The sequence below is a fragment of the Sharpea porci genome, from assembly GCF_009695655.1.
In the GTDB taxonomy this organism is placed as follows: Bacteria; Bacillota_I; Bacilli_A; order Erysipelotrichales; family Coprobacillaceae; genus Sharpea; species Sharpea porci.
Window position 1 is genome coordinate 62,474 of record NZ_VUNM01000002.1, and the last position, 22,165, is coordinate 84,638.

Annotated in this window: 21 protein-coding genes; 17 read left to right on the top strand and 4 right to left on the bottom strand. The window is 36.6% G+C overall.

Annotated features, from left to right (window positions below; all coding sequences use genetic code 11):
* Nucleotides 1–12: 12 nt before the first annotated feature.
* Together FYJ79_RS01515 and FYJ79_RS01520 are read left to right on the top strand one after the other, a co-directional pair.
* On the top strand, nt 13–483 hold the full coding sequence (locus tag FYJ79_RS01515; protein WP_154514224.1) for a ComEA family DNA-binding protein: 471 nt from the start codon (nt 13–15) through the stop codon (nt 481–483).
* A complete protein-coding gene (locus tag FYJ79_RS01520) occupies nt 474–2,465 on the top strand; it encodes a DNA internalization-related competence protein ComEC/Rec2 (RefSeq protein WP_154514225.1) in 1,992 nt (663 codons plus the stop codon). The genes FYJ79_RS01515 and FYJ79_RS01520 overlap by 10 nt, the downstream gene beginning before the upstream one ends.
* A gap of 7 nt (nt 2,466–2,472) precedes the next feature.
* On the opposite strand, the gene FYJ79_RS01525 is transcribed toward FYJ79_RS01520, so the two are convergent.
* Both FYJ79_RS01525 and FYJ79_RS01530 read right to left on the bottom strand, forming a co-directional pair.
* Nucleotides 2,473–2,970 (bottom strand): YgjV family protein, encoded by a 498-nt coding sequence (locus tag FYJ79_RS01525; protein ID WP_154514226.1) that lies wholly within the window; start codon nt 2,968–2,970, stop codon nt 2,473–2,475.
* A gap of 72 nt (nt 2,971–3,042) precedes the next feature.
* Entirely contained in the window at nt 3,043–3,561 is a 519-nt protein-coding gene (locus FYJ79_RS01530; RefSeq protein ID WP_154514227.1) for a YgjV family protein, read from the bottom strand.
* A 300-nt stretch (nt 3,562–3,861) separates the two neighbouring features.
* Between FYJ79_RS01530 and FYJ79_RS01535 the strand changes: the two genes are divergently transcribed.
* From FYJ79_RS01535 to FYJ79_RS01580, 10 genes are all read left to right on the top strand, one after another.
* Entirely contained in the window at nt 3,862–5,313 is a 1,452-nt protein-coding gene (locus tag FYJ79_RS01535) for a 6-phospho-beta-glucosidase (RefSeq protein ID WP_154514228.1), read from the top strand.
* 444 nt (nt 5,314–5,757) lie between these two features.
* On the top strand, nt 5,758–6,345 hold the full coding sequence (locus FYJ79_RS01540) for a histidine phosphatase family protein (RefSeq protein ID WP_154514229.1): 588 nt from the start codon (nt 5,758–5,760) through the stop codon (nt 6,343–6,345).
* Nucleotides 6,346–6,375: 30 nt separating this feature from the next.
* Nucleotides 6,376–7,329 (top strand): DNA polymerase III subunit delta, encoded by a 954-nt coding sequence (holA, locus tag FYJ79_RS01545; protein WP_154514230.1) that lies wholly within the window; start codon nt 6,376–6,378, stop codon nt 7,327–7,329.
* A 9-nt stretch (nt 7,330–7,338) separates the two neighbouring features.
* Nucleotides 7,339–8,547 carry an L-serine ammonia-lyase, iron-sulfur-dependent, subunit alpha gene (locus FYJ79_RS01550; RefSeq protein WP_154514231.1) on the top strand — a complete coding sequence of 403 codons (1,209 nt, stop codon included), beginning with the start codon at nt 7,339–7,341 and terminating at the stop codon, nt 8,545–8,547.
* The gene (gene hemW, locus FYJ79_RS01555) at nt 8,537–9,634 is read left to right on the top strand and encodes a radical SAM family heme chaperone HemW (protein WP_154514232.1); all 1,098 of its coding nucleotides are present in this window, start codon (nt 8,537–8,539) and stop codon (nt 9,632–9,634) included. The genes FYJ79_RS01550 and hemW overlap by 11 nt, the downstream gene beginning before the upstream one ends.
* Nucleotides 9,635–9,770: 136 nt before the next feature.
* Nucleotides 9,771–10,811, top strand: coding sequence for a heat-inducible transcriptional repressor HrcA (gene hrcA / locus FYJ79_RS01560; RefSeq protein ID WP_154514233.1), 1,041 nt, complete (start codon nt 9,771–9,773; stop codon nt 10,809–10,811).
* 11 nt (nt 10,812–10,822) lie between these two features.
* Nucleotides 10,823–11,395 (top strand): nucleotide exchange factor GrpE, encoded by a 573-nt coding sequence (grpE, locus tag FYJ79_RS01565; protein ID WP_154514234.1) that lies wholly within the window; start codon nt 10,823–10,825, stop codon nt 11,393–11,395.
* Between the two features lie 12 nt (nt 11,396–11,407).
* A complete protein-coding gene (gene dnaK / locus FYJ79_RS01570; protein ID WP_154514235.1) occupies nt 11,408–13,231 on the top strand; it encodes a molecular chaperone DnaK in 1,824 nt (607 codons plus the stop codon).
* A 47-nt stretch (nt 13,232–13,278) separates the two neighbouring features.
* On the top strand, nt 13,279–14,409 hold the full coding sequence (gene dnaJ / locus FYJ79_RS01575; protein ID WP_154514236.1) for a molecular chaperone DnaJ: 1,131 nt from the start codon (nt 13,279–13,281) through the stop codon (nt 14,407–14,409).
* 74 nt (nt 14,410–14,483) lie between these two features.
* On the top strand, nt 14,484–15,164 hold the full coding sequence (locus tag FYJ79_RS01580) for a YjjG family noncanonical pyrimidine nucleotidase (RefSeq protein ID WP_154514237.1): 681 nt from the start codon (nt 14,484–14,486) through the stop codon (nt 15,162–15,164).
* Between the two features lie 66 nt (nt 15,165–15,230).
* Here the strand turns inward: FYJ79_RS01580 and rpmB are convergent, their stop codons facing one another.
* Nucleotides 15,231–15,416: a 50S ribosomal protein L28 gene (rpmB, locus tag FYJ79_RS01585; protein ID WP_033163805.1), complete on the bottom strand. Its 186-nt coding sequence runs from the start codon at nt 15,414–15,416 to the stop codon at nt 15,231–15,233.
* 245 nt (nt 15,417–15,661) lie between these two features.
* Here rpmB and FYJ79_RS01590 point away from each other — a divergent pair, with 245 nt between their 5' ends.
* On the top strand, nt 15,662–16,018 hold the full coding sequence (locus tag FYJ79_RS01590) for an Asp23/Gls24 family envelope stress response protein (protein WP_033163804.1): 357 nt from the start codon (nt 15,662–15,664) through the stop codon (nt 16,016–16,018).
* Between the two features lie 11 nt (nt 16,019–16,029).
* Nucleotides 16,030–17,652 carry a DAK2 domain-containing protein gene (locus tag FYJ79_RS01595; RefSeq protein WP_154514238.1) on the top strand — a complete coding sequence of 541 codons (1,623 nt, stop codon included), beginning with the start codon at nt 16,030–16,032 and terminating at the stop codon, nt 17,650–17,652.
* Nucleotides 17,653–17,727: 75 nt separating this feature from the next.
* On the opposite strand, the gene FYJ79_RS01600 is transcribed toward FYJ79_RS01595, so the two are convergent.
* Nucleotides 17,728–18,564, bottom strand: a complete 837-nt coding sequence (locus tag FYJ79_RS01600; protein ID WP_154514239.1) for a PocR ligand-binding domain-containing protein — start codon at nt 18,562–18,564, stop codon at nt 17,728–17,730.
* A 232-nt stretch (nt 18,565–18,796) separates the two neighbouring features.
* On the opposite strand from FYJ79_RS01600, the gene FYJ79_RS01605 reads away from it, so the two are divergent.
* Genes FYJ79_RS01605 through lacG form a run of 3 tightly spaced genes read left to right on the top strand, consistent with a single transcriptional unit; the run spans nt 18,797 to nt 22,164 of the window.
* On the top strand, nt 18,797–19,102 hold the full coding sequence (locus FYJ79_RS01605) for a PTS lactose/cellobiose transporter subunit IIA (protein WP_154514240.1): 306 nt from the start codon (nt 18,797–18,799) through the stop codon (nt 19,100–19,102).
* Between the two features lie 9 nt (nt 19,103–19,111).
* Nucleotides 19,112–20,764 carry a PTS lactose transporter subunit IIBC gene (locus FYJ79_RS01610; RefSeq protein WP_154514241.1) on the top strand — a complete coding sequence of 551 codons (1,653 nt, stop codon included), beginning with the start codon at nt 19,112–19,114 and terminating at the stop codon, nt 20,762–20,764.
* Nucleotides 20,764–22,164 carry a 6-phospho-beta-galactosidase gene (gene lacG / locus FYJ79_RS01615; protein ID WP_154514242.1) on the top strand — a complete coding sequence of 467 codons (1,401 nt, stop codon included), beginning with the start codon at nt 20,764–20,766 and terminating at the stop codon, nt 22,162–22,164. The genes FYJ79_RS01610 and lacG overlap by 1 nt, the downstream gene beginning before the upstream one ends.
* Nucleotide 22,165 lies beyond the last annotated feature (1 nt).

A 22,165-nucleotide genomic window follows, 5' to 3' on the forward strand; every position in this document is an offset into this window, starting at 1 on the left:
CTCTCTTTTTTTATGCGTAAATGGAAGATTTTAGGGTTCCTCCTCCTCGCCATCATGTCAGCTATTTATAGTTTTTCTCAGCCACAAGTCGTCAAACAAAAACAAGAAACAGCCCTCTATGTCACATTGGAAGGAGCATTTAAGAAGACTGGGGAAGTCAAGATAAAAGAAGGTATGCGGATGAAGGAGCTAGTTGACCAGGTAGGAGTTAAAGAAAATGCCTCGCTGGCAGCTCTTGATCTTGAAAGAGTGCTTAAGGCGGAATCACGTTACTATCTACCTGTTATAAGAAGTGATGCCATCAGTTTAAATAAAGGATCGATTGAAGATTTTATGAAATTAAAGGGTGTTGGCAGAAAAACAGCTGAAAAGATTGTGAATTATCGCAATACACATGTTTATACCTGTCTAGAAGATATTATGAATGTGGAAGGAATAGGCGAAAAGCGTTATCTTGCCTATCGGGATCAATTATGCCTTTAGCTTATCATTGCATTTATTATGCCATTCTTGCCCTCTTGGTTGTAGCAGTACGTCTTGTCCATGCTGTCTTTATTATTCCCCTTGTCCTTTACTGCTTCTTTCTCTTAAAAAGACAATGCATTCTGGTCATTATTGTGGTGTTGTCTCTTACCCCGCTATTGATTCGACCCTATAAAGCCTACCAGCCTTCCTCTATTATCCAGGGACGTGTTGTTGATAGGAATGACTCATCTCTTATTCTTAAGACGAAACAAGGAAAAATAAAGGTTCTGACGCAACAGAACTTTGATTATCAAGATCAGCTTGTTCTTAAAGTCTCGCCTTTAGAAATCAACAGGAAAAAAGATCCTGGAGATTTTGATGAATCTCTTTATTTAAAGTCACGTCATATTATCGCTAAGGTCAAATTGGTAAAGGTTATTGAATGCCATTCACATTTCTCTTTAACTCATCTTTTAGTTCAACGCTTTTCACAAAATCAACAGGTACGTTCTTATCAGAATATGTTTTTATTAGGAATGAAGGATGATGAAATAAAGAATGATTATAAGGTGATGACATCGCTTTCTATTGTCCATCTATTTGCCTTAAGTGGGATGCATATTACTATCTTGTATCAAATTCTCTTTAAGATATTTTCTCTTTTCCTAAAAAAACATCATGCTGATATCTTATCGAAAATAGTCATGGGTGTTTATGTTTTTTCCATTCCTTTCAATATCTCTTTACAGCGTGCTTATCTTATGCTTATAGGCAAGAGTCTCTTTCATAGGCAACTCAATGAATTAGATCTTCTTGCCTTGCTTGTTTGTGGGCATCTACTTTACAACCCTTATGTTATTTTTCATATGTCCTTTGTATTTTCCTATTTTATCTATTTCATGGTCATCCTGACCAAACGTCTTAAAGGACGCTCACTGCTTGTTTATTTGTCTTCAATGCCTCTTGTGTTAAGTATGAATGCTTCACTTAATCTTTTCTCTTTCTTCCTGGGTACAGTTCTTGAGCCATTTATTTCTTTTTTCTATACACTCTTTGTTCTGTCCCTCTTTTTGCCATTAGAATTGGTTTTGAATATATTCATCAAGTTATTTCAGTCCATTCTTGATTTTACCAACGCTTTATCTGCCTATTTTATTCTCTCGAAACCTTCATTACTTTTTATCGCTATATTCTACTACTGTATCTTTGCATGCATCATTCAACAAGAGCGACAACTATCGTTTAGAAAGCCGGTGTGCTTGTTGGTAGCACTGATGCTTTCTTTTAGTGTCTATTCGCGTTATAAGATTTATACAGATGTGACGATGATTGATGTTGGTCAGGGTGATTGTACATTGGTACGGTTGCCATTTGATCGTGGGAATTATCTTATTGATACGGGAGGTCAAATGAAATATGATTTAGCTACAAATAAAATTATTCCTTACTTGAAATCGATTGGAATAAGTAGAATTGATGCAGTATTTATATCGCATTATGATTATGATCATAGTGGTGCACTAGATTCACTGAAAAGCCATTTTGATGTCAGAAATGTCATTGATAAGCCATTTGATAAGATAAAAAAGGGCAATGTCACTCTTGAAAGTCTTACAACCGATCATGTTTTTCATGATATCAATGATAATTCCAATATTATTTATATGACAGTTGATCATATTAAATATCTTTTCACTGGTGATTTAGGTGTTGAAGGTGAAGAAGCGCTTATGAGAAAATATGGAAACCTGGATGTTGATATCTTAAAAGTTGGTCATCATGGCTCAAAGACATCTTCAAGCATCGCATTCATTACAATGCTTAAGCCTAAAGTGGCATTGATTGGTGTTGGTGAAAAGAATCGTTATGGCCATCCTAGCCCTGTTGTCATAAAGCGCCTGAATAATATGGGGTGCACAATCTTACGTACTGATCAGGATGGTTCTTTTACAATTCGCCATATGTTGAAGGAATATTATATTATAAATGAAAAAAGCTAGCAGATAGCTAGCTAAAGAAGCGCATTTTGAGCACTGTAAAGGTATTGGAAAGAATGGTCATGATATCAAAAGCTGAGGCAGTGTAATTATGGAAATGCAGATCATAGATAAACCATAGGGCAACCGTAAAGATAATCACACTCTTCATAACATAGGGATTCTTAGCATCGACAAAGATAGTAAAGATGACAGTTGCCAGAATAGGAAGCCAGCCAATCATGCCATTCATTCCAGCAAGAAGACTAATAGCAACCTGCAAGATAATAAAGCCTATTTTTACAGGTGTTTCCATTGGCTTTTTGAGTGAATAAAGATTTCTTAAGATACCAACAACATTCGAAATCCCGCCTGATGTTGCTTTCAGCATGAAGTTGGCGATGCCCATTAAGGTGAATTGTAAACATTGTACTTCTAAGACATGCTTATTTTCCTTAATCAAGCCAATTGCTACCATCACAATTGCCCCTAGCAGGGAAATAATATTGGCAATAAAAGTTAGATTCATAACATCCTCCACATTGCCACTATTCTAACATAAAGTATTTTTGCATCAAAGAAAAAAGCGTATAACAACGCTTTATGAAAGAGTAGGGGTTGTTTTTCTTGCGCGCTGCATCATTGTTAGGGTAGCAGCGTTGGTGATAACACCGAGTATATCAAATGAAGCGCTAGTGAAGTTCATATAATAGAAGTCATAGAAAATCCACATTGCACCTGTAATGATGACTGAAAGCTTAAAGAATGACTGGTCCTTACTGTCACATGTGAAGGTGAAGATGGTATTGGAAATAATTGGCAACCAGCCAATCCATCCATCAATGCCAGCATAGAGAGATAAGCCAACTTGTAAAGTAGAAAGTGCTATTTTAATAACAATGCTCATTGGTTTGTTGATGGAATAAATATTTCTTATAATGCTTAAGACATTGGAAATAGAACCGGTGATTGCCCCAAGGATCAAGTTGGCAATTCCCATTAATGTAAACTGTACGCACTGTCCGGCAAGAACTTTTTTGTTGTCCTTGACAAAGCCAATCAGCACCATAATAATGGCTCCGCATAGTGATATGATATTCGCTAATACAATAATATTCATCAATTTCTCCTCTTCTAAAGGAGCGTTGCGGTATGAAAAAAGACCGGAACCTCCTTTTACTGAATGTCATTGATCGCGATTCCGGTCGCTTGTGGGTCGCCAATCCAATTATTGGCATAAATGACTTTTTATAAGCTAGCATAGGCTTTTTTATGTGTCAAGTATATGATGGATTGGTAGCGCTTATATAGAAGGTGGATAGAAAACATATTGATTGGAAAATTGGTTTTCACAATGAAAGCGTTTCAATTATTGCCGTTTTACGATATAATGATGTATAGAATAAGGAGGAAAAATGAAATGGGATTTAGAAAGGATTTTTTATGGGGTGGCGCAAGTGCTGCTCATCAGTTTGAAGGAGCCTGGCAAGAAGGCGGCAAGGGTGTTTCCATTGCTGATGTCATGACTGCTGGAGGTAATGGCATTCCAAGAAGAATCACAGATGGCGTTGTTGAAGGAGAAGATTATCCAAACCATGTCGGTATTGATTTCTATCATCATTACAAAGAAGATATTGCCTTATTTGCCGAAATGGGCTTCAAGGCCTTTAGAACATCAATTGCCTGGACGAGAATTTTCCCTAATGGGGATGATGAAGAGCCAAATGAAGAAGGCCTGAAATTCTATGATGACTTATTTGATGAATGTCATAAATATAATATTGAGCCAATTGTAACGCTTTGTCATTTTGAATTACCATATCATATTGCTAAAAAATATAATGGCTTTATGGACAAACGTGTTATTGATATGTTTGTAAAGTATTCTAATACTTGTGTTGAAAGATACAAAGGTAAAGTTAAATACTGGCTGACTTTCAATGAAATCAATAATCAGACAGGAGCACCAATTGCTCACCACCTTATTCAGGAAGGTGGCATTCTTACAACTGATGATAATCCTGATAATGAATGGATGATGTATCAAAGTTGTGTCAATGAACTCATTGCTTCAGCAAAGGCTGTCAAAGAAGGTAAGAAGATTAATCCAGAAGCGCAATTTGGCTGCATGATGGGCTTTACTCCATTCTATCCAGAAAACTGCAAGCCTGAAAATATGATGGAAGCGATGGCAGCTATGCATAAGACAGAATGGCCTCTTGAAGTACAGGCAAATGGTTTTATTCCAGCTCATGTTGAAAAGCTTTGGGAGAGACACGGCTATAAGATTGCACTTAGTGATGAAGAAAGAGAAGCACTCAGAGAAGGAACAGTGGATATTATTACATTCTCCTATTATATGAGCAGAGTGGCTGCATGGCATGAAGGCAATACACACTTTGAATTCCATTCACAAGGTATTCCTGGCATGGGTGAAAGTGATGAAGTTGATAATCCATATCTTTCTAAGACAGCCTGGGGCTGGATGATTGATCCATTAGGATTACGCTGGGCTTTAAACTGGGTTTATGACAGATTCCATAAACCAATGATGATTGTTGAAAATGGCTTTGGCGCCTATGACAAAATAGAAGAAGATGGCATGGTTCATGACGATGACCGCATCAACTATTTAAGAAGCCATATTAAAGCTATGCGTGACGCTGTTGAAGAAGACGGTGTTGACTTACTTGCCTATACTATGTGGGCACCTATTGATATCGTTTCAGCATCAACTGGTGAATATGATAAACGTTATGGTTTCATCTATGTCAATTACAACAATAAACATGAAGGTGATTTCTCTAGAAGCAGAAAGAAATCATTCTTCTGGTATAAACATGTCATTGAAACAAATGGTGAAGAGTTATAAGATGACTAAAAACTCCCATTGAATGTGGTCGTTTTATCAAATGTTTTATTGTTGGTACTAAGATTTGTATCTGAAATATACTGAGGGCAAGATTCTATGAAATCTTACCCTCTCTTTTTGTACTTTGGAATTTGGAGTGATTTTATTTATGGGTATCTTGAAATCTAAGATATTTTTTTCTAATATAAATACATTGAAATCACCAGGACTTGGTGTCTCAACAAATAATATATTATTATCTGTAAAAGATTTTAAATATCTAGAAAGGAAAGTGAAATGCGGCAAGATGACAGAATAAAATATTGGGGGTATATGAAGATTTCAATGACATAGAAATAATAAAGGCAATGACTTGTGAATGTCGATTGATCAACTATCTCATTGAGGACTTTTTATACTATGATTTATTGATATCTTGTCATGGTCATTTCATAATGAAATTATATGAAACTCTTATTAATCAGACATGGTAAAACCTATTTTAATGAACTTGATCTTACCCAGGGCTGGTGTGATTCACCACTTTCGGATTTGGGAATAACCCAGGCGAAAGATCTGGCTAAAAAAATCAAGGATATTTCTATTGATGAAGCTTATTCATCAACAAGTGAGCGTGCCTATGATACATTGGAACTTGCTTTGAATAATCCTCATATGATCATCACGAGAGATCGACGTTTAAAAGAATTGAACTTTGGCTATTTTGAAGGACAGCCCAATGCACTTAAAAGGAAAATGGTCAAGGAAGACTTCCGTGATATTGAAACAAGCTGTGATTTTCGGCCATTTCATGGAGAAAATCTTGCTGATGTAGTAGGTCGACATCTTGACTTTTTCCAAGAGGTTGTTTCTGATGAAGACAAGACGATTGCGATAGGTGGTCATGGGCTTTCTTTAACGGCTTTCATTCATTATTTGTGTGAAGAACAGCTTCAGAAAGAATTTCCTCATTTTCGTTTTTTAGGTAATGCCTGTGCAGTTCTTATGGAATATAAAAATCAACAATATAAAGTCTTAAAAATCTTTGAATAAGTAAGGAAGATATAATGAAAGGGTGAGTTTATGAATATTGTGCTTTATGGTAATGAGGAACTGCTTTTAAAACAACGACTTGAGAAATTAAAAAAGCAGTATAAAATCAATGAACAAGATATGAATCTTTCCATCTATTATCTAGATGAAACGCCAATGCATGTCATCATCCAGGATGCGATTACACCACCTTTTCTTTCGGAATATAAGATGATTATTGTTAAAAAGCCAACCTTTTTAACAACTGAAAAACAAAAAAATGTCACTGATGAAGACATTGTGGCATTCAATGATTATATTGCACATGATAATCCAACAACAGTTTTCGTCATTTATCATAATGGTGAGAAGTTTGATGAACGTAAGAAAGTGATGAAGAATTTGCGTAAGCATGCTAAGTTTATTGAATTGAACCAGGTTGATATGCATACCATTTATAAAACAGTTAGGGAGGCAATTCTTCATCGTGATGCTGTTATTGATGATGATGCACTCGATTTGTTGCTTGATCGCACAAAGGGAAGCTTGAATGAAGCAAGCAATCAGGTGGAAAAGCTATGTCTTTATAGTAAACATATAACCCTTCATGATGTTGAACGTCTCGTAGCACCGCCTTTAGAAGAAAATGTCTTTGCTTTGACTAATGCGATTATGGCTCATGATCTTGAGCGTATTACCTCCATTTATCGTGACTTAATGATGACAAATCATGAACCGATTGCTTTGATTGGCCTTATTGCGAACAGTATTCGCCAGCTTTATCAAGTCAAGCTGTTGGATCGCAAAGGCTATACGGATAAAGAAATTGTGAAGATGATTGGTATCAATCCAAGAGCACTTTTCCCCATTCGTAAGAATGCTCGTAACTTTCAGCTAGATGAGTTAGAACGCAAGCTTTATGAATTGTCAGAACTTGATGTCAAGATAAAAACGGGTAAGATTGATAAACAAAGAGGATTAGAATTATTCCTCATGCAGATATAGGAGAAATATATGGAATCGTTAAGAGAATTATATAAAATTGGTGTAGGTCCTTCCTCATCCCATACGATGGGGCCAATGAATATTGCTCAGCGTATCAAAAATGCCTATCCTGATGCCACAAATTATAAGGTGGATTTATATGGCTCATTGGCTTTAACAGGTAAGGGACATTTGACAGATGCAATTATGGAAAAAACATTTGAAAAACCTGTGACATTTGGCTGGCATAGTGAAGCATTGAGTTTTCATCCTAATGGCATGATTGTTCATGTTTATCAAGATAATCAAGAACTCGCTGATATTGAGGCTTATTCTATTGGTGGTGGTGAGATTCTTTTCAAGGGTGATTTAGAAGAAGAAAAGAAAGAGATTTATCAAGAAAAGAATATGGAAGAGATTCTTCAATTTTGTGATCGAGAAGGCATCTCACTCTATGACTATGTCAAATGTCATGAAGATGAGGATATTGATAATTATCTTTTTGATGTTCTTGATCATATGTTTACATGTGTTGAAAATGGTCTTCATGCGAAAGGTATTATCCAAGGACGTCTTAAGATTAAACGTGTCGCTAATTTAATGTATCAACAGGCTCTTAATACGCATCATCAGATGGAAAGAGACCGTTTGTTTTTATCAAGCTATGCCTATGCGGTATCAGAGGAGAATGCGGATGGGCATATGATTGTAACTGCGCCAACATGTGGGGCAAGTGGAATTGTGCCTGCAGTTCTCTATTTTGCGCATAAGCAATTGGGTATGAAAAAGAGAGATTTGATTAAGGCATTAGCCATTGGTGGCCTTTTTGGTAATGTTGTGAAGCATAATGCGACAATTTCCGGTGCTGATGGAGGCTGTCAGGCGGAAGTTGGCACAGCATGCGCAATGGGGGCAGCGGCTATAGCTTGGATTAATGAACTGAATAATGACTTGATTGCCTATGCAGCAGAAATGGGCTTGGAGCATAATCTTGGCTTAACATGTGATCCAATTGGTGGCTACGTACAGATACCATGTATTGAACGTAATGCCTATGGTGCCCTGCGTGCCCAGGATGCAGCTATGCTGGCGAAAGAATTAGGCTATATGCGTAAGAATAAGATTTCCTTCGACACGATTGTTACTGTCATGAAGGAAACGGGCCATGATTTATCATCAGCCTATAAAGAGACTTCCCTTGGAGGGCTTGCAAAGGAGTACCGTTTTCATGAAGACTGATAGTCTCTATATTCATATTCCTTTTTGTGATCATATCTGTAGCTATTGTGATTTTGCGAAAGTTTTTTATAAAGAAGATTTGGCTGATCAGTATTTAAGAAGACTACAAAAAGAACTTGCACAGATTCCCCGTCATCCCATGAAAACAATTTATATAGGCGGTGGAACACCAAGTGCTTTAACATATGAACAGCTAGAATATTTATTGAAAAGGGTTGAGCGTTTTATTGGCAAACAGACAAAGGAGTTCACTGTTGAAGTTAATCCTGAATCAGCAACACTTGATAAACTTAAATTGTTGAAGCAATATCATGTTAACCGTCTTTCAATAGGTGTACAAACTTTCCAGGATCATCTCTTGTATTTTATTGGGCGGAAGCATTATTCCTATCAGGCAATAGAAGTTATTGAGAATGCTTATAAGTTAGGATTTGAAAATATTTCTATTGATATGATGTATGGATTACCAATGCAGCAAGAAGAAGATTTAATGCATGACTTGGAGCGTATTCTCGAATCACCAATCAATCATATTTCTTATTATGCCTTAATATTGGAAGAAGGAACAATTCTTCATTACAAGCATTATCATCCTCTTGATAATGAAATAGATAAAAGATGGAATGATATCATTGACGATCGTTTAAATAAGATGGGCTTTCATAAGTATGAAGTCTCAAATTATGCGAAAGGGACACATGAATCCCTTCATAATAAAGCTTATTGGCATTATGATAACTATATTGGTGTAGGTATTGGGGCAACAAGTAAGATTGATGACAAGCTTATCAATCATTCACGTAATATGAAAAAATATTTGAATGGTGAGAATATTGAGGAAAAGGAAATACAAACAAGTGAAGATACAATGTTTAATCATTTAATGATGAGTTTAAGGCTTGTTGAAGGGCTGGATTTAGAAGATTTCTATCAGCGTTATCAAAAACATGTAGAAGATGTTTTTGGCTATCCACTTCAGAAACATTTGAATGAGGGAGATTTGGTGATAGTGGACCATCATCTTAGAACAACACCTGAATCCATGGCTTATTTGAATGATATACTTGTGGATTTCTTGCCAGAATAGGGCGATGTGAAAACATTGCCTTTTTTTATAAAAAATATTGTAAATATTTAGCACTAAAATATTGACAGTGCCAAACAATTCAGTATAATGGTGTTAGCACGAAAGGTAAAGGAGTGCTAAAGGAGGAGTGAGCAAGATGTTGACAGCAAGACAGCTATTGATATTTAAATACATTGTTGAAGAATACATCGCAACTGCAGAACCAGTTGGCAGTAAACTCTTAATGACGAAGTATCATCTTCCTTACTCGAGTGCAACGATTAGAAATGAAATGAGTTTTCTTGAAGAACAGGGCTATCTTGAAAAGACACATACTTCAAGTGGTCGTATTCCTTCGATGAAAGGCTATCATTTCTATGTTGAAACACTTCTACAGCCTGATGTTGATGACAAGGTTAAAAACCAGGTCTCAACGCTCTTCAGTAATCGTAATCGTTCGATACAGGAAATTATCGAAGAAAGCTGTCAGATGCTCAGCCAGTTGACGCATTTGACGACTGTAGCTTTAGGTGGTAATTCATCTTATGAAAAGTTGCAGAATATTACATTGGTTCCTCTTGGTGCCAATAGCGTAACAGCGATTATTGTAACAGATAAAGGACATGTAGAAAATCGTATTTTCCACATCTCTAATGAGATATCTATGGAAGATTTAAGCGCTTGTGTCGATATTATGAATGATACACTTGTTGGAACACCAATCGATGATGTTGCAAGTAAGCTGGAAAAGGATGTCAAGCCAATCATGAGCGTTCGTGTCAAAGAACATGAAGTGCTCTTCAATGCATTCTTGCAAGCCTTTATGAAGTTTGCGAAAAGCAATGTCTATTTCTCTGGTAAAGACAATATGTTGTATCAACCAGAATATAATGATGTCAATAAGCTAAGAAAACTTGTGAGTGCATTTGAAAATGCCCAACAGTGGAAATCGCTTGAGCCAAGTAAAGATGATGAACGTGGTGTTGTCGTGAGAATTGGTGGTAATGAGTTGCCATTTGATGATGGCATCAATGATGTTTCCATTATCTCAACATCATTTGATACGGGTGAGAATTCCCGAGGCTCAATCTCAGTCATAGGGCCAACACGAATGCCATATGATCAGGTTGTGAGCTTAGTAGAGCTTATTGGTGAGAATATAGAAAAGCTCATTAAAGATGAGAATAATGAAACATAAGAGGTGAAAACATGGCCGAAGAAAGAAAAGAAGAAACATTATCAGAAGATCAGGCTGAAGAAACAGTAGAAAAGACAGAAGATGTCAAGGAAACTCAGGAAACAGATACTGTTGAAGAAGCAACTGATCATACAAAAGAACAAATTGCAGCATTAACTGCTGAAGCAGATAAATGGAAGAATGCCTATTACAAGACATTTGCGGATATGGAAAACTTGAAGAAACGTTTACAAAGAGAACATGAAAATCAAGTGAAATATGCAATGCAGACTTTCATTGAAGAATTATTACCTGTCATTGATAATTTCGAACGTTCATTAAATGTCGAAACTGACAGTGATGAAGTGAAGAATTACATGAAGGGCATGGAAATGATTCATAAACAGTTAATGGCTATTTTAGAAAAGAATGGTGTTGAAGTTATTGAAGCAAAGGGTAAGCCTTTTGATCCAAACTTACATCAGGCTGTCATGACTGAGCATGTTGATGATCAGGAAGACGGTATTGTTTTAGAAGAATTACAAAAAGGTTATACGCTTAAAGGGCGTGTAATTAGAGCGACATTAGTAAAGGTTAATCAATAGGAGGAATAAGTTATGAGTAATAAAATTATTGGTATTGACTTAGGTACTACAAATTCATGTGTATCTGTAATGGAAAATGGTGAAGCTAAAGTTATTGCTAATCCAGAAGGTTCAAGAACAACACCTTCAGTTGTTGCCTTCAAGAATGGTGAAATTATTGTTGGTGAAGCTGCAAAGCGTCAGGCTATTACTAACCCTGATACAGTTTCTTCAATTAAGAGACATATGGGTACAAATTATAAAGTTCATGTTAATGGTAAGGATTATACACCAGAAGAAATCTCTGCAATGATCTTACAGAACTTAAAAGCAACGGCCGAAGCTTATTTAGGTGAAAAGGTTGATAAAGCAGTTATCACAGTTCCAGCTTACTTCAATGACGCACAGCGTCAGGCTACTAAGGATGCTGGTAAGATTGCTGGTCTTGATGTACAGCGTATTATTAACGAACCAACAGCTGCTGCCTTAGCATTCGGTATTGATAAGATTGATAAAGAACAGAAAGTCCTTGTTTATGACTTAGGTGGTGGTACATTCGATGTATCTATCCTTGACTTAGCAGATGGTACATTTGAAGTATTAGCTACAGCTGGTAATAACCACTTAGGTGGTGATGACTTCGATAAGAAGATCATGGACTGGATGGTTGCTGAATTTAAGAAAGACCAGGGTATTGACCTTTCTAATGATAAAATGGCTATGCAGCGTGTAAAGGATGCTGCTGAAAAGGCTAAGAAAGACTTATCTGGTATGATGCAGACTCAGATCTCATTACCATTTATCTCAGCTGGCGCTAATGGTCCAGTACACTTAGAGATGACTCTTACAAGAGCTAAATTTGATGAATTAACATCTGACTTAGTTGCTGCTACTGAAGGACCTGTAAGACAGGCATTAAGCGATGCTGGCGTTACACCAAATGATATTGATGAAGTCTTATTAGTTGGTGGTTCTACTCGTATTATCGCTGTTCAGGAATCTGTAAAGAGATTACTTGGTAAGGAACCTAATAAGTCAGTAAACCCAGATGAAGTTGTATCTATGGGTGCTTCTATCCAGGGTGGTGTTATTGCTGGTGATGTTAAGGATGTATTACTTCTTGATGTTACACCATTATCACTTGGTATTGAAACAATGGGTGGCGTTATGACTGTCCTCATCCCAAGAAATACAACAATCCCAACAGAAAAATCACAGATCTTCTCAACTGCTGCTGATAACCAGCCTGCTGTAGATATCAACGTCTTACAGGGTGAAAGATCAATGGCTAAAGACAATAAGCAGTTAGGCTTATTCAAGCTTGATGGCATTGAACCTGCACCACGTGGTGTTCCACAGATTCAGGTAACATTCAATATCGATGTTAATGGTATCGTTAATGTTAAAGCAAAGGATATGAAGACTAATAAGGAACAGTCTATTACAATCCAGAACTCTACAGGCTTAAGCGATGAAGAAATCGATAGAATGGTTAAGGAAGCTGAAGCTAACAAGGCTGAAGATGAAAAGATGAAGAAAGATATCGAAACAAAGAACAAAGCTGAACAGATGATTAATGAAATCGATAAAGCCTTAAATGAACAGGGTGACAAGATTGATGCTAATCAGAAACAGCAGGCTACAGCATTAAGAGATGAATTAAAGAAAGCTCTTGACGCTAATGATATCGATACACTTAACAATAAGATGAGTGAACTTGAACAAATGGCTCAGCAGATGGCAAGCTATCAGTATCAGCAGGCTAATGCAAATGCAAACACAAATGCTAATCAGTCATCTGACAATGCACATAATGATGATGACGTTGTTGATGCAGATTTTACTGAAAAGAACTAATTTAAAAGCCAAGGGCAACCTTGGCTTTCAATTGTGAGGTGGGGAATATGGCAGATAAAAGAGATTATTATGAAGTCTTAGGCATTAATAAAAATGCTAGTGCCGATGAAATCAAACGTGCCTATCGTAAGATGGCTAAGAAATATCACCCCGATGTCAACAAATCAGCTGATGCTGAAGAGAAATTCAAGGAAGTTAATGAAGCCTATGAAGTACTTTCTGATCCAGATAAAAAAGCAGCTTATGACCGCTATGGACATGCTGCCTTTGAACAAGGAGCAGGCGGAGCTGGTGGATTTGGAGGCTTTAATGCTGGCGGCTTTGAGGATTTTGATTTTGGTGATATCTTTGGTTCCTTCTTCGGTGGTGGAGGAGGAAGAGCTTCTTCACGCCGTAACAATGGACCACAACAAGGCGAAGATCGTTTTGTACAGCTAGAAATTGATTTTATGGATGCCATCAAAGGTAAGAAGGCAGAAATTCAAATCAATTATGATGAACAATGTACACATTGTATGGGTACTGGTGCAGCTAGCTCAAGTGATATAACAAATTGTAGTCGATGTGGTGGTACAGGTACGATCCGTACGCAACAGCGTTCACCATTTGGCACATTTGTCAATGAAACAACATGTCCAGATTGTAATGGTACAGGTAAGAAAATTACAAAAGCTTGTCCAAATTGTCATGGTAAAGGCTATATCAATAAAACGATTACAGTGGAATTGAATATTCCAGCTGGAATTAATACGCATCAGCAATTACGTGTTGCAGGTAAAGGCTATCGTGGTAAGAATGGTGGCCCTAATGGTGACTTATATGTAGAAATCTATGTAAGACCACATAAGCATTTTGTTCGTCATAATGATGATATTCAGATTGAAGTGCCTGTTTCTAGCGTTGATGCAACACTTGGATGTGAAGTTGATGTGCCAACAGTTTATGGTGATGTGACAATGAAGATTCCAGCAGGAACACAATCAGGTGCTGTTATGCGTCTAAAAGGCAAAGGTGTAAAACATTTACGTGGTGATGGCTATGGTGATCAGTATGTCAAAGTTAATGTACAGATTCCTAAGAAGTTAACACGGAAAGAAAAAGAACTTTACGAACAATTACGTAAAGTTGGTAAGTCAGGATCTATTTTTGATTCATTCAAGAATGCTTTTAAAAATTAATGAGAAGTTCTGTTGCTTTTAATAGCGACAGAGCTTTTTCTTTTTGATAGAATGGAAAGCAAGTGAGGTGGACTATGTTTAAAACAGTATTATGGGATATAGATGGAACATTGCTGAATTTTGAAAAAGCTGAAGATAAAAGCCTGGAAGAGCTTTTTAGAAAATATGATATTGTTTGTAATGAGGAAATGCTTGATGACTATAAGCAGATCAATAAACAATATTGGGCTAAGATTGAACGTCATATGATAGAAAGAGAAATTGCCTTAGTTTCTCGTTTTCAGGAATTCTTCTATTCGAAAGGCATTATGCATATAGATTGCAAGAAGTTCAATGATGAATATCAATTAGCATTAGGACGTAATTTTGTTGTTGAAGATGGAGCGTTGGAGATTTGTGAAAAGCTAGCTGAAATGGGAGTTATCCAGTATGCCATTACGAATGGCTCAAAAGTAGCACAGGCAATTAAGATTCGCAAATCAAATTTGGATCGATATATGCGTGATGAATTCATTAGTGAGGAATTGGGTTATGAGAAGCCGGATACACGTTTCTTTAATATAGTAAGAGAGACGACACATTATAATCCTGAGACAACGCTAGTTGTGGGGGATGGTCTAACGAGTGATATTCGTGGGGCGAATTATGCAGGCCTGAAATGTTGCTGGTATAATCCTAGACATATGCATAATATTGAAGGTGTGCATGTAGATTATGAAATTGATCATTTATTAAAGCTTGTTGAAATTATTTAAGAGGGATGGTAAGCATCCCTTTTTAAGCACAAAAAAAACGGTACAGAGTACCGTTAGACCTATATATTAAGCACCTTTTCTAAGAGTTCTTAATTCTCTTGCAGTCATCTTTACTTTTGTTGGTTTACCATCAACCATGATAGTAACTTTCTGTAAGTTTAGATTCCATTTTCTTCTAGTTGAATTTAATGCATGAGAACGTGTGTTACCTGACATAGGTCCTTTTCCGCTAAGCTGACTTTTTCTTGACATAGTATTCTCACCCCTTACGCTTATTGCATACTCACGTATAATACCATCTCATTTAAAAAAATGCAACTATTTAAAGAAAAAAATATCTTTGCGATAAAAGAAAATAGCGTGTTTCTTTGAAGAAAAAAGCAATCCATATTTACATTTTGAAATGCTTAATTTATAATATTGCTGCATAGTGCTTTTTTATGCATGAATTTATGCTAAAATAGAGCAACTAGATGATGAGATAGGAGGATTTAGCAATGATTCAGAAGAAAACTGAACTTGGAAATATTGAATTATCTAATGATGTCATCGCTACTATATGTGGTGGTGCTGCCACTGAATGCTATGGTGTTGTAGGCATGGCAAGTCAAAAGATGAGTGATGGTTTCTATGATTTATTAGGTAGAGATAATTATTCTAAAGGAATTGTTGTTGAAGCTGGGGATACAGGAGCAATTATTAATCTTTATATTATCATTGGATATGGTATAAAGATTTCTGAGATTGTCTATGAAGTCCAGAAAAAAGTGAAATATGTATTGGAAAATACTCTTGATATTGATGTTGAAGAAGTTAATGTCTATGTACAGTCTATCAAGATAATGGATGAATAAAGGAGAAGGAAATGAAAACTATTGACGGAAAAATGTTTCGTGCGATGGTTGAAACTGGTGCAAACCTGCTCCATAACAATCATCCGGAAATTGATGCATTAAACGTGTTCCCTGTACCAGATGGTGATACAGGTACAAATATGTCTTTGACATTCACAAATGGTGCTGCTGAAGTAAAAAAGCTGCAGAGTGATAACTTAGGAGATATCGCAAAGACTTTATCGAAAGGTTTGTTGATGGGGGCAAGAGGTAACTCCGGTGTTATCCTTTCACAGATCTTTAGAGGTGTTGCTAAGAGCTTAAAAGGCAAAGAAACAGCGGATTCAGTGGAATTAGCTGAGGCTTTTGCGAATGGTGCTAAAGTTGCTTATAAAGCTGTTATGAGACCTGTTGAAGGAACAATCTTGACAGTTATCAGAGAAGCAAGTGAAGCTGGCTCTGCTTATGTCAAAGAAGATATGGAAGTAGAAGATTGGTTCTCTTACTTCGTCAAAGAAGCTAATGATGCACTTGACCGAACACCTGAATTGTTACCAGTACTGAAAGAAGTTGGTGTTGTCGATTCTGGTGGAGCAGGCTTAGTTGTTGTTTTAACAGGCTTTATGCTTGCACTTGCAGGAGAAGAGGTTGTTCGTGTTGATGTGGCTGCTCAACAAGCAGCAATGAAAGAAGCGGAAGAAGAAGCTTCTAAGCAAAAAGGCTATCAGGTCAAGTATTCTTTCAAGATTGATGAAGGTAAAGCAAAGGCATTTACTATTGATGGCTTTACACATGAATTGGAAAGAACACCTGCAACTGAAGTGAATGTCACTGAAAAGGATGATGTTGTTTTTGTCTCACTATCAACAGAAAGACCAGGTCATACATTAAATGTTGGTCAGCGTTTTGGTGAACTTGCCCATATTACAATTGTGAACTTCAATGAACCAGATTACAAAGAACCAGAAGCTCAGGAAGAAGCTGCTCCATCAAAAGATACAGCTATTATCTCAGTAGCTGCTGGTGAAGGCGTGAAGAAGATGTTCTTGGATTTGCGTTGTGACGATGTTGTAAGTGGTGGTCAGACAATGAATCCTGCAACAGAAGACATTGTTAATGCAGTCCGTAAAGTCAATGCGAAGAATGTCATTATCTTGCCAAATAACTCTAATATTGTGATGACAGCAGAGCAGGCTGCAACAGTTCTCGAAGATGAAATTCATGTCATTGTCATTCCATCAAAGACTATTCCACAGGGATTAGCTGCATGTATGATGTATAATACTGAAGCATCACTTGATGAAAATGTTAATGAAATGACTTCAGCTCTTGAAGACGTTCAGACAGGTCAGGTTACTTTTGCAATTAAAGATACAACAATTGATGGCTTAGAAATTAAAGCAAATAATTACATGGCTTTATGCAACAAGAAGATTGTTGCCTGTGTTCCAGATAAGATTGATGCTTTAAAGAAAGCATTAGAAGGCTTAGTAGATGATGATAGTGAAGTCATAACCATTATTTGTGGTGAGGATGTCACAGAAGAAGAAAAGGAAGCTGCAAAGTCATATCTCGAAGAAAATTTTGAAGATTGTGAGCTTGAAATGAATGATGGCGGTCAGCCAGTATATTCATTCATCATTGGTGTAGAGTAAAAACAAAAAATATGGAAATAAAGAGGACGGAAAGGCTATCTTGGTCATATCCGTCCTTTTTGCATTTTGAAGTTGTTATAGGTTTCTTTCGTTCTTTGAGGTATTTTTGGTTTCACGGTAATGCGTTGGGGTTGTTTGATATTTGGCTTTGAATGCTTTTGCATAATAATTGGCATCCTGAAAGCCACATGCGAGAGCTATTTCCTGAATGCTTTGTGTGCTATTGGTGAGGAGCTCTAATGATTTTTGGAAACGATAATCAAGTAAGTATTGATGGATGGTTATACCATATTCTTCTTTGAATTTGTTGAGAAGAGTGGATTTTGAAACATAGAAATAGTTGCATAGCTGTTGAAGCGTGATTGTATGATTGTAATGCGCATTAAGATAGTTTTTGATTTCGATGGCAAGATTTTTATTTTTCGCTTCTAATCTATTTGTGAGAGTGAGATATTTGGCACAAATATCAATAACGGATGCGAAGGAGAGAATTTGTTCTTTTGTATGAAAGGATATCCTGCTGATGGCTTCATCAAGCTTTTTTTCTGAATCGACAAAGTCTTTTGCCGCATTTTTGATTGTTTTTTTCTCCACTGCTGAGTCAGTCAGTGTTTGACCCATCATGAGATAACCAGAATGCACACCATAGGTATAGATTGGAACAACAGCTTCATAAAGATGAAAATCACAATTGTAGATATCAATTTGACCTGATGATTTAACACGCTCAAAGGCCTTGTGATCACATGCAAGACATTGAGCAGCTCCTTCAGGCGTGCTTTTAATAAGATGGCAGAAAGGGGAGCTGTGTTCAGGATATGACGTTATTAAGTTTTCATGAATATCATAGATTGATAAATTTAATCCTGATATGAGATAAAGATCTTTAAGCATTGATTGTAAGTTTTCCATATTTTCCACCAAAAAGTATAAATAATACTTTTTTACCCTTAGCTTAGACTTTCTTCTATTTTATCATAATATTTTCTTCTTTATAATCATAATCGCAGTAAGAAAATGAAAAGGCTTTCTTTAATATGGCGCCAGTTGAGGAAAGCGAGGATTATGAAGAATGGGTATGAACTGTTTTTCCGTGTTGATTGTTGATCTTACTGTTTAGAAAAGAAGAAAAGAGGAAAAAATAATGACAAAAGAAGAAATTACAATGGTAGGATTTGAAATCGTTGCTTATTCAGGAGAGGCAAGAAGTAAATTATTATTGGCGCTTGAAAAAGCTAAACAGCAACATTTTGATGAATGCAAGACTTTAATTGAACAAGCTAATGATTGTCTCAATGATGCCCATAAAGCACAGACAGAGCTATTATCACTTGAAGCAAGAGGCGAAGAAATCGAAATTGGATTTATTACTGTACATGCGCAAGATCATCTCATGACAACCCTTCTTCTTAAGGATATTGTCTTCCATTTAATCAATATCTACCACTAGGAGCATGTTATGGATACTTTGATTAAAAAGATTGAATCCGCAAAGCCATTCTTTGATCGTGTTTCACGCAATAAATACTTAAAATCTATTCGTGATGGTTTTATGTCAGCCATGCCTGTTATTCTATTTTCTAGTATCTTCTTGTTGATTGCTTTTGTTCCTAATATCTTTGGCTTCTATTGGCCAAAGGATGTTGAGAATGCAATTATGAAGCCTTATAACTACTCTATGGGCATACTGGCCTTGCTAGTAGCTGGCTCAACCGCAAAGAATCTAGCAGATAATATGAATAGAGAATTACCTGTTAATCTACAGATCAACACTATTTCAACCTTTATGGCAGGAATTGTCGGAACACTTGTTATGGCTGTTGATCCTATAAAGAATGGTTTGGCAATAGAATATATGGGTTCAAAAGGCTTGCTTACAGGCTTCTTGGTAGCCTTTCTTGTTTGTAATATCTATCGCTATTGTATCAAACATAATATTACGATCCATATGCCTCCTGAAGTACCACCTAATATTTCTCAGACTTTTGCTGATATTATTCCTTTTGCATTCTCTATTCTATTGCTTTCAGGTCTTGATTTGATTTTTAGAAAGGTCGTCGGAATGAGCTTTGCTGCTGGTGTTATTGCTTTCTTTAAGCCAATCTTCCTTGCTGCTGATGGTTATCTGGGACTTGCTCTTGTTTATGGATCGATTTCCCTTTTCTGGTTTGTTGGTATTCATGGGCCTTCCATTGTAGAGCCTGCTGTATCAGCTATCTATTATATGAATATTGCTGCTAATCTTGATTTATTTAGAGCGGGAGGGCATGCAACAAATATTCTCACGCCGGGTGTTCAGCAGTTTGTTTGTACGATGGGTGGAACAGGTGCCACACTAGTTGTTACGCTCATGTTTGCTTTTATGGCTCATTCAAAGGAATTGAAAGCTGTCGGTAAAGCGAGTGCAATTCCTGTTCTCTTTGGCGTTAATGAACCAATTCTGTTCGGTGCACCACTTATTCTCAATCCTGTTTTCTTCATTCCTTTTGTCTTAGCACCTATCATGAATGTCTGGTTATTTAAGATATTTGTAGATGTATTAGGCATGAATAGCTTCATGTACATCTTACCATGGACAACACCAGCGCCAATAGGTATTGTTCTAGGCTGTGGGTTAGGATTGTTATGTGTGCTCTATGTGCTTTGTGCTTTGCTTATGGATTTTCTCATCTATTATCCATTTTTTAGGGTCTATGATGGCTTAAAGGTGCAAGAGGAAGATGAGGCAAGTGATGTGCAAAATGAAGAAGAAGTACTTGAAGTCAATAATGAAGTTGTTGATCAAAAACGTATTCTGGTGCTTTGCGCAGGGGGAGGAACAAGCGGATTATTAGCACATGCATTAGATGAAGGAGCTAAGGAAAAGGGCATCAAATTGACAACTGCTGCTGGTGCTTATGGGGCGCATTATGATATGTTGAAAAACTTTGATCTTGTTATTCTTGCCCCACAGGTTGCTAATAATCTTGAAGATTTAAAGAAAGATACTGATCGTCTACATATCAAATGCACAGCATGTCAGTCTAAACAGTATATTGGATTGACACGTGATCCACAAAAAGCGTTGGAGTTTGTCTTTTCGATATTGAATAATGAGGGAGGAAATGCATAATGAAATTCAGTAAAGATTTTGTTTTTGGCGCAGCTACAGCAGCTTATCAATGTGAAGGTGAAACAAGAACACATGGGAAAGGCAAGGTTGCCTGGGATGATTATTTAGAAAAGGGAAATTTTCAAGCTGACAAAGCGAGTGATTTCTATCATCAGTATCCTGTTGATCTTCATCTCGCTAAACAATTTGGCATTAACGCTTTACGTATATCAATTGCCTGGTCACGTATCTTTCCATATGGTGAAGGTGTGCTGAATCAGGAAGGTGTCGATTTTTATCATCATGTCTTTCGTCAGTGCCAAAAAGAAGGTATTGAACCCTATGTCACATTGCATCACTTTGATACACCCTTAGCGCTTCATGAACGTGGTGATTTTCTTAATCGTGAAACAATTGATGCCTTTGTGAAATATGCTGCTTTCTGCTTTAAAGAGTACAAAGATGAAGTAAGTTATTGGTTTACTTTTAATGAAGTCTGGCCAATTGCGACAAATCAATATATTGAAGGTGTCTTCCCGCCATGCATCACATATGATATTTCTAAGGCTATTTCAAGTATGCATGGTATGATGGTTGCTCATGCAAAAGCAGTTAATATCTTTAAATCATGTGGGTATAAAGGACAGATTGGTATTATTCACTCACTTGAAACAAAATATCCTTATGACCCAACAAATACTGATGATATTCGTGCGGCAAAAAAAGATGATATTCTTGCCAATCAGTTTTTACTAGATGCAACATTACTTGGATATTATAGCGAAGAGACATTACATACAATTAATGAACTGCTTGATTTAAATCATGGCTCATTTCACTATGATAAAAGAGATATCGCTGAGATGAAGGAAGCGGCTAATCAGATTGATTATCTTGGCATGAATTATTATCAAAGTAACTTTGTTCGTTATTATGATGGAGAGAATGAAATTGTTCATAATGGCACAGGCGAGAAAGGGACAAAGAAGTTTAAGCTAAAGGGTGTTGGTGAACGTGTTATCAAAGATGGCATTCCAACGACTGACTGGGATTGGCTGATTTATCCTCAAGGCATGTATGATATGCTTATGCGTATTTCAAAGCAATATGCTTTCACTAAAGGAATCTATATTACAGAGAATGGATTAGGTAAGAAAGAAAGTATGAGTGATTATCATATTGTTGATGATGAATCACGTATCGATTATATTGCCAAGCATCTTACATGGCTCTTAAAGGCTATTAATGAGGGTGTTTGCGTAAAAGGCTATTTTGTTTGGTCATTAATGGATGTATTTTCTTGGTCAAATGGTTATAATAAACGATATGGACTCTTCTATACCGATTATCCTACACAAAAGAGATATCCTAAGGCATCAGCCTACTGGTATAAGCGGGTCATAAAAAACAGGGAGATATAAA

What these genes read in the sequence shown, in the direction of transcription:
- FYJ79_RS01515 (WP_154514224.1), top strand. Translation starts at nt 13, where the DNA reads ATGCGTAAATGGAAGATTTTAGGGTTCCTCCTCCTCGCCATCATGTCA.
- FYJ79_RS01520 (WP_154514225.1), top strand. Translation starts at nt 474, where the DNA reads ATGCCTTTAGCTTATCATTGCATTTATTATGCCATTCTTGCCCTCTTG.
- FYJ79_RS01525 (WP_154514226.1), bottom strand. Translation starts at nt 2,970, where the DNA reads ATGAATCTAACTTTTATTGCCAATATTATTTCCCTGCTAGGGGCAATT.
- FYJ79_RS01530 (WP_154514227.1), bottom strand. Translation starts at nt 3,561, where the DNA reads ATGAATATTATTGTATTAGCGAATATCATATCACTATGCGGAGCCATT.
- FYJ79_RS01535 (WP_154514228.1), top strand. Translation starts at nt 3,862, where the DNA reads ATGGGATTTAGAAAGGATTTTTTATGGGGTGGCGCAAGTGCTGCTCAT.
- FYJ79_RS01540 (WP_154514229.1), top strand. Translation starts at nt 5,758, where the DNA reads ATGAAACTCTTATTAATCAGACATGGTAAAACCTATTTTAATGAACTT.
- holA (WP_154514230.1), top strand. Translation starts at nt 6,376, where the DNA reads ATGAATATTGTGCTTTATGGTAATGAGGAACTGCTTTTAAAACAACGA.
- FYJ79_RS01550 (WP_154514231.1), top strand. Translation starts at nt 7,339, where the DNA reads ATGGAATCGTTAAGAGAATTATATAAAATTGGTGTAGGTCCTTCCTCA.
- hemW (WP_154514232.1), top strand. Translation starts at nt 8,537, where the DNA reads ATGAAGACTGATAGTCTCTATATTCATATTCCTTTTTGTGATCATATC.
- hrcA (WP_154514233.1), top strand. Translation starts at nt 9,771, where the DNA reads ATGTTGACAGCAAGACAGCTATTGATATTTAAATACATTGTTGAAGAA.
- grpE (WP_154514234.1), top strand. Translation starts at nt 10,823, where the DNA reads ATGGCCGAAGAAAGAAAAGAAGAAACATTATCAGAAGATCAGGCTGAA.
- dnaK (WP_154514235.1), top strand. Translation starts at nt 11,408, where the DNA reads ATGAGTAATAAAATTATTGGTATTGACTTAGGTACTACAAATTCATGT.
- dnaJ (WP_154514236.1), top strand. Translation starts at nt 13,279, where the DNA reads ATGGCAGATAAAAGAGATTATTATGAAGTCTTAGGCATTAATAAAAAT.
- FYJ79_RS01580 (WP_154514237.1), top strand. Translation starts at nt 14,484, where the DNA reads ATGTTTAAAACAGTATTATGGGATATAGATGGAACATTGCTGAATTTT.
- rpmB (WP_033163805.1), bottom strand. Translation starts at nt 15,416, where the DNA reads ATGTCAAGAAAAAGTCAGCTTAGCGGAAAAGGACCTATGTCAGGTAAC.
- FYJ79_RS01590 (WP_033163804.1), top strand. Translation starts at nt 15,662, where the DNA reads ATGATTCAGAAGAAAACTGAACTTGGAAATATTGAATTATCTAATGAT.
- FYJ79_RS01595 (WP_154514238.1), top strand. Translation starts at nt 16,030, where the DNA reads ATGAAAACTATTGACGGAAAAATGTTTCGTGCGATGGTTGAAACTGGT.
- FYJ79_RS01600 (WP_154514239.1), bottom strand. Translation starts at nt 18,564, where the DNA reads ATGGAAAACTTACAATCAATGCTTAAAGATCTTTATCTCATATCAGGA.
- FYJ79_RS01605 (WP_154514240.1), top strand. Translation starts at nt 18,797, where the DNA reads ATGACAAAAGAAGAAATTACAATGGTAGGATTTGAAATCGTTGCTTAT.
- FYJ79_RS01610 (WP_154514241.1), top strand. Translation starts at nt 19,112, where the DNA reads ATGGATACTTTGATTAAAAAGATTGAATCCGCAAAGCCATTCTTTGAT.
- lacG (WP_154514242.1), top strand. Translation starts at nt 20,764, where the DNA reads ATGAAATTCAGTAAAGATTTTGTTTTTGGCGCAGCTACAGCAGCTTAT.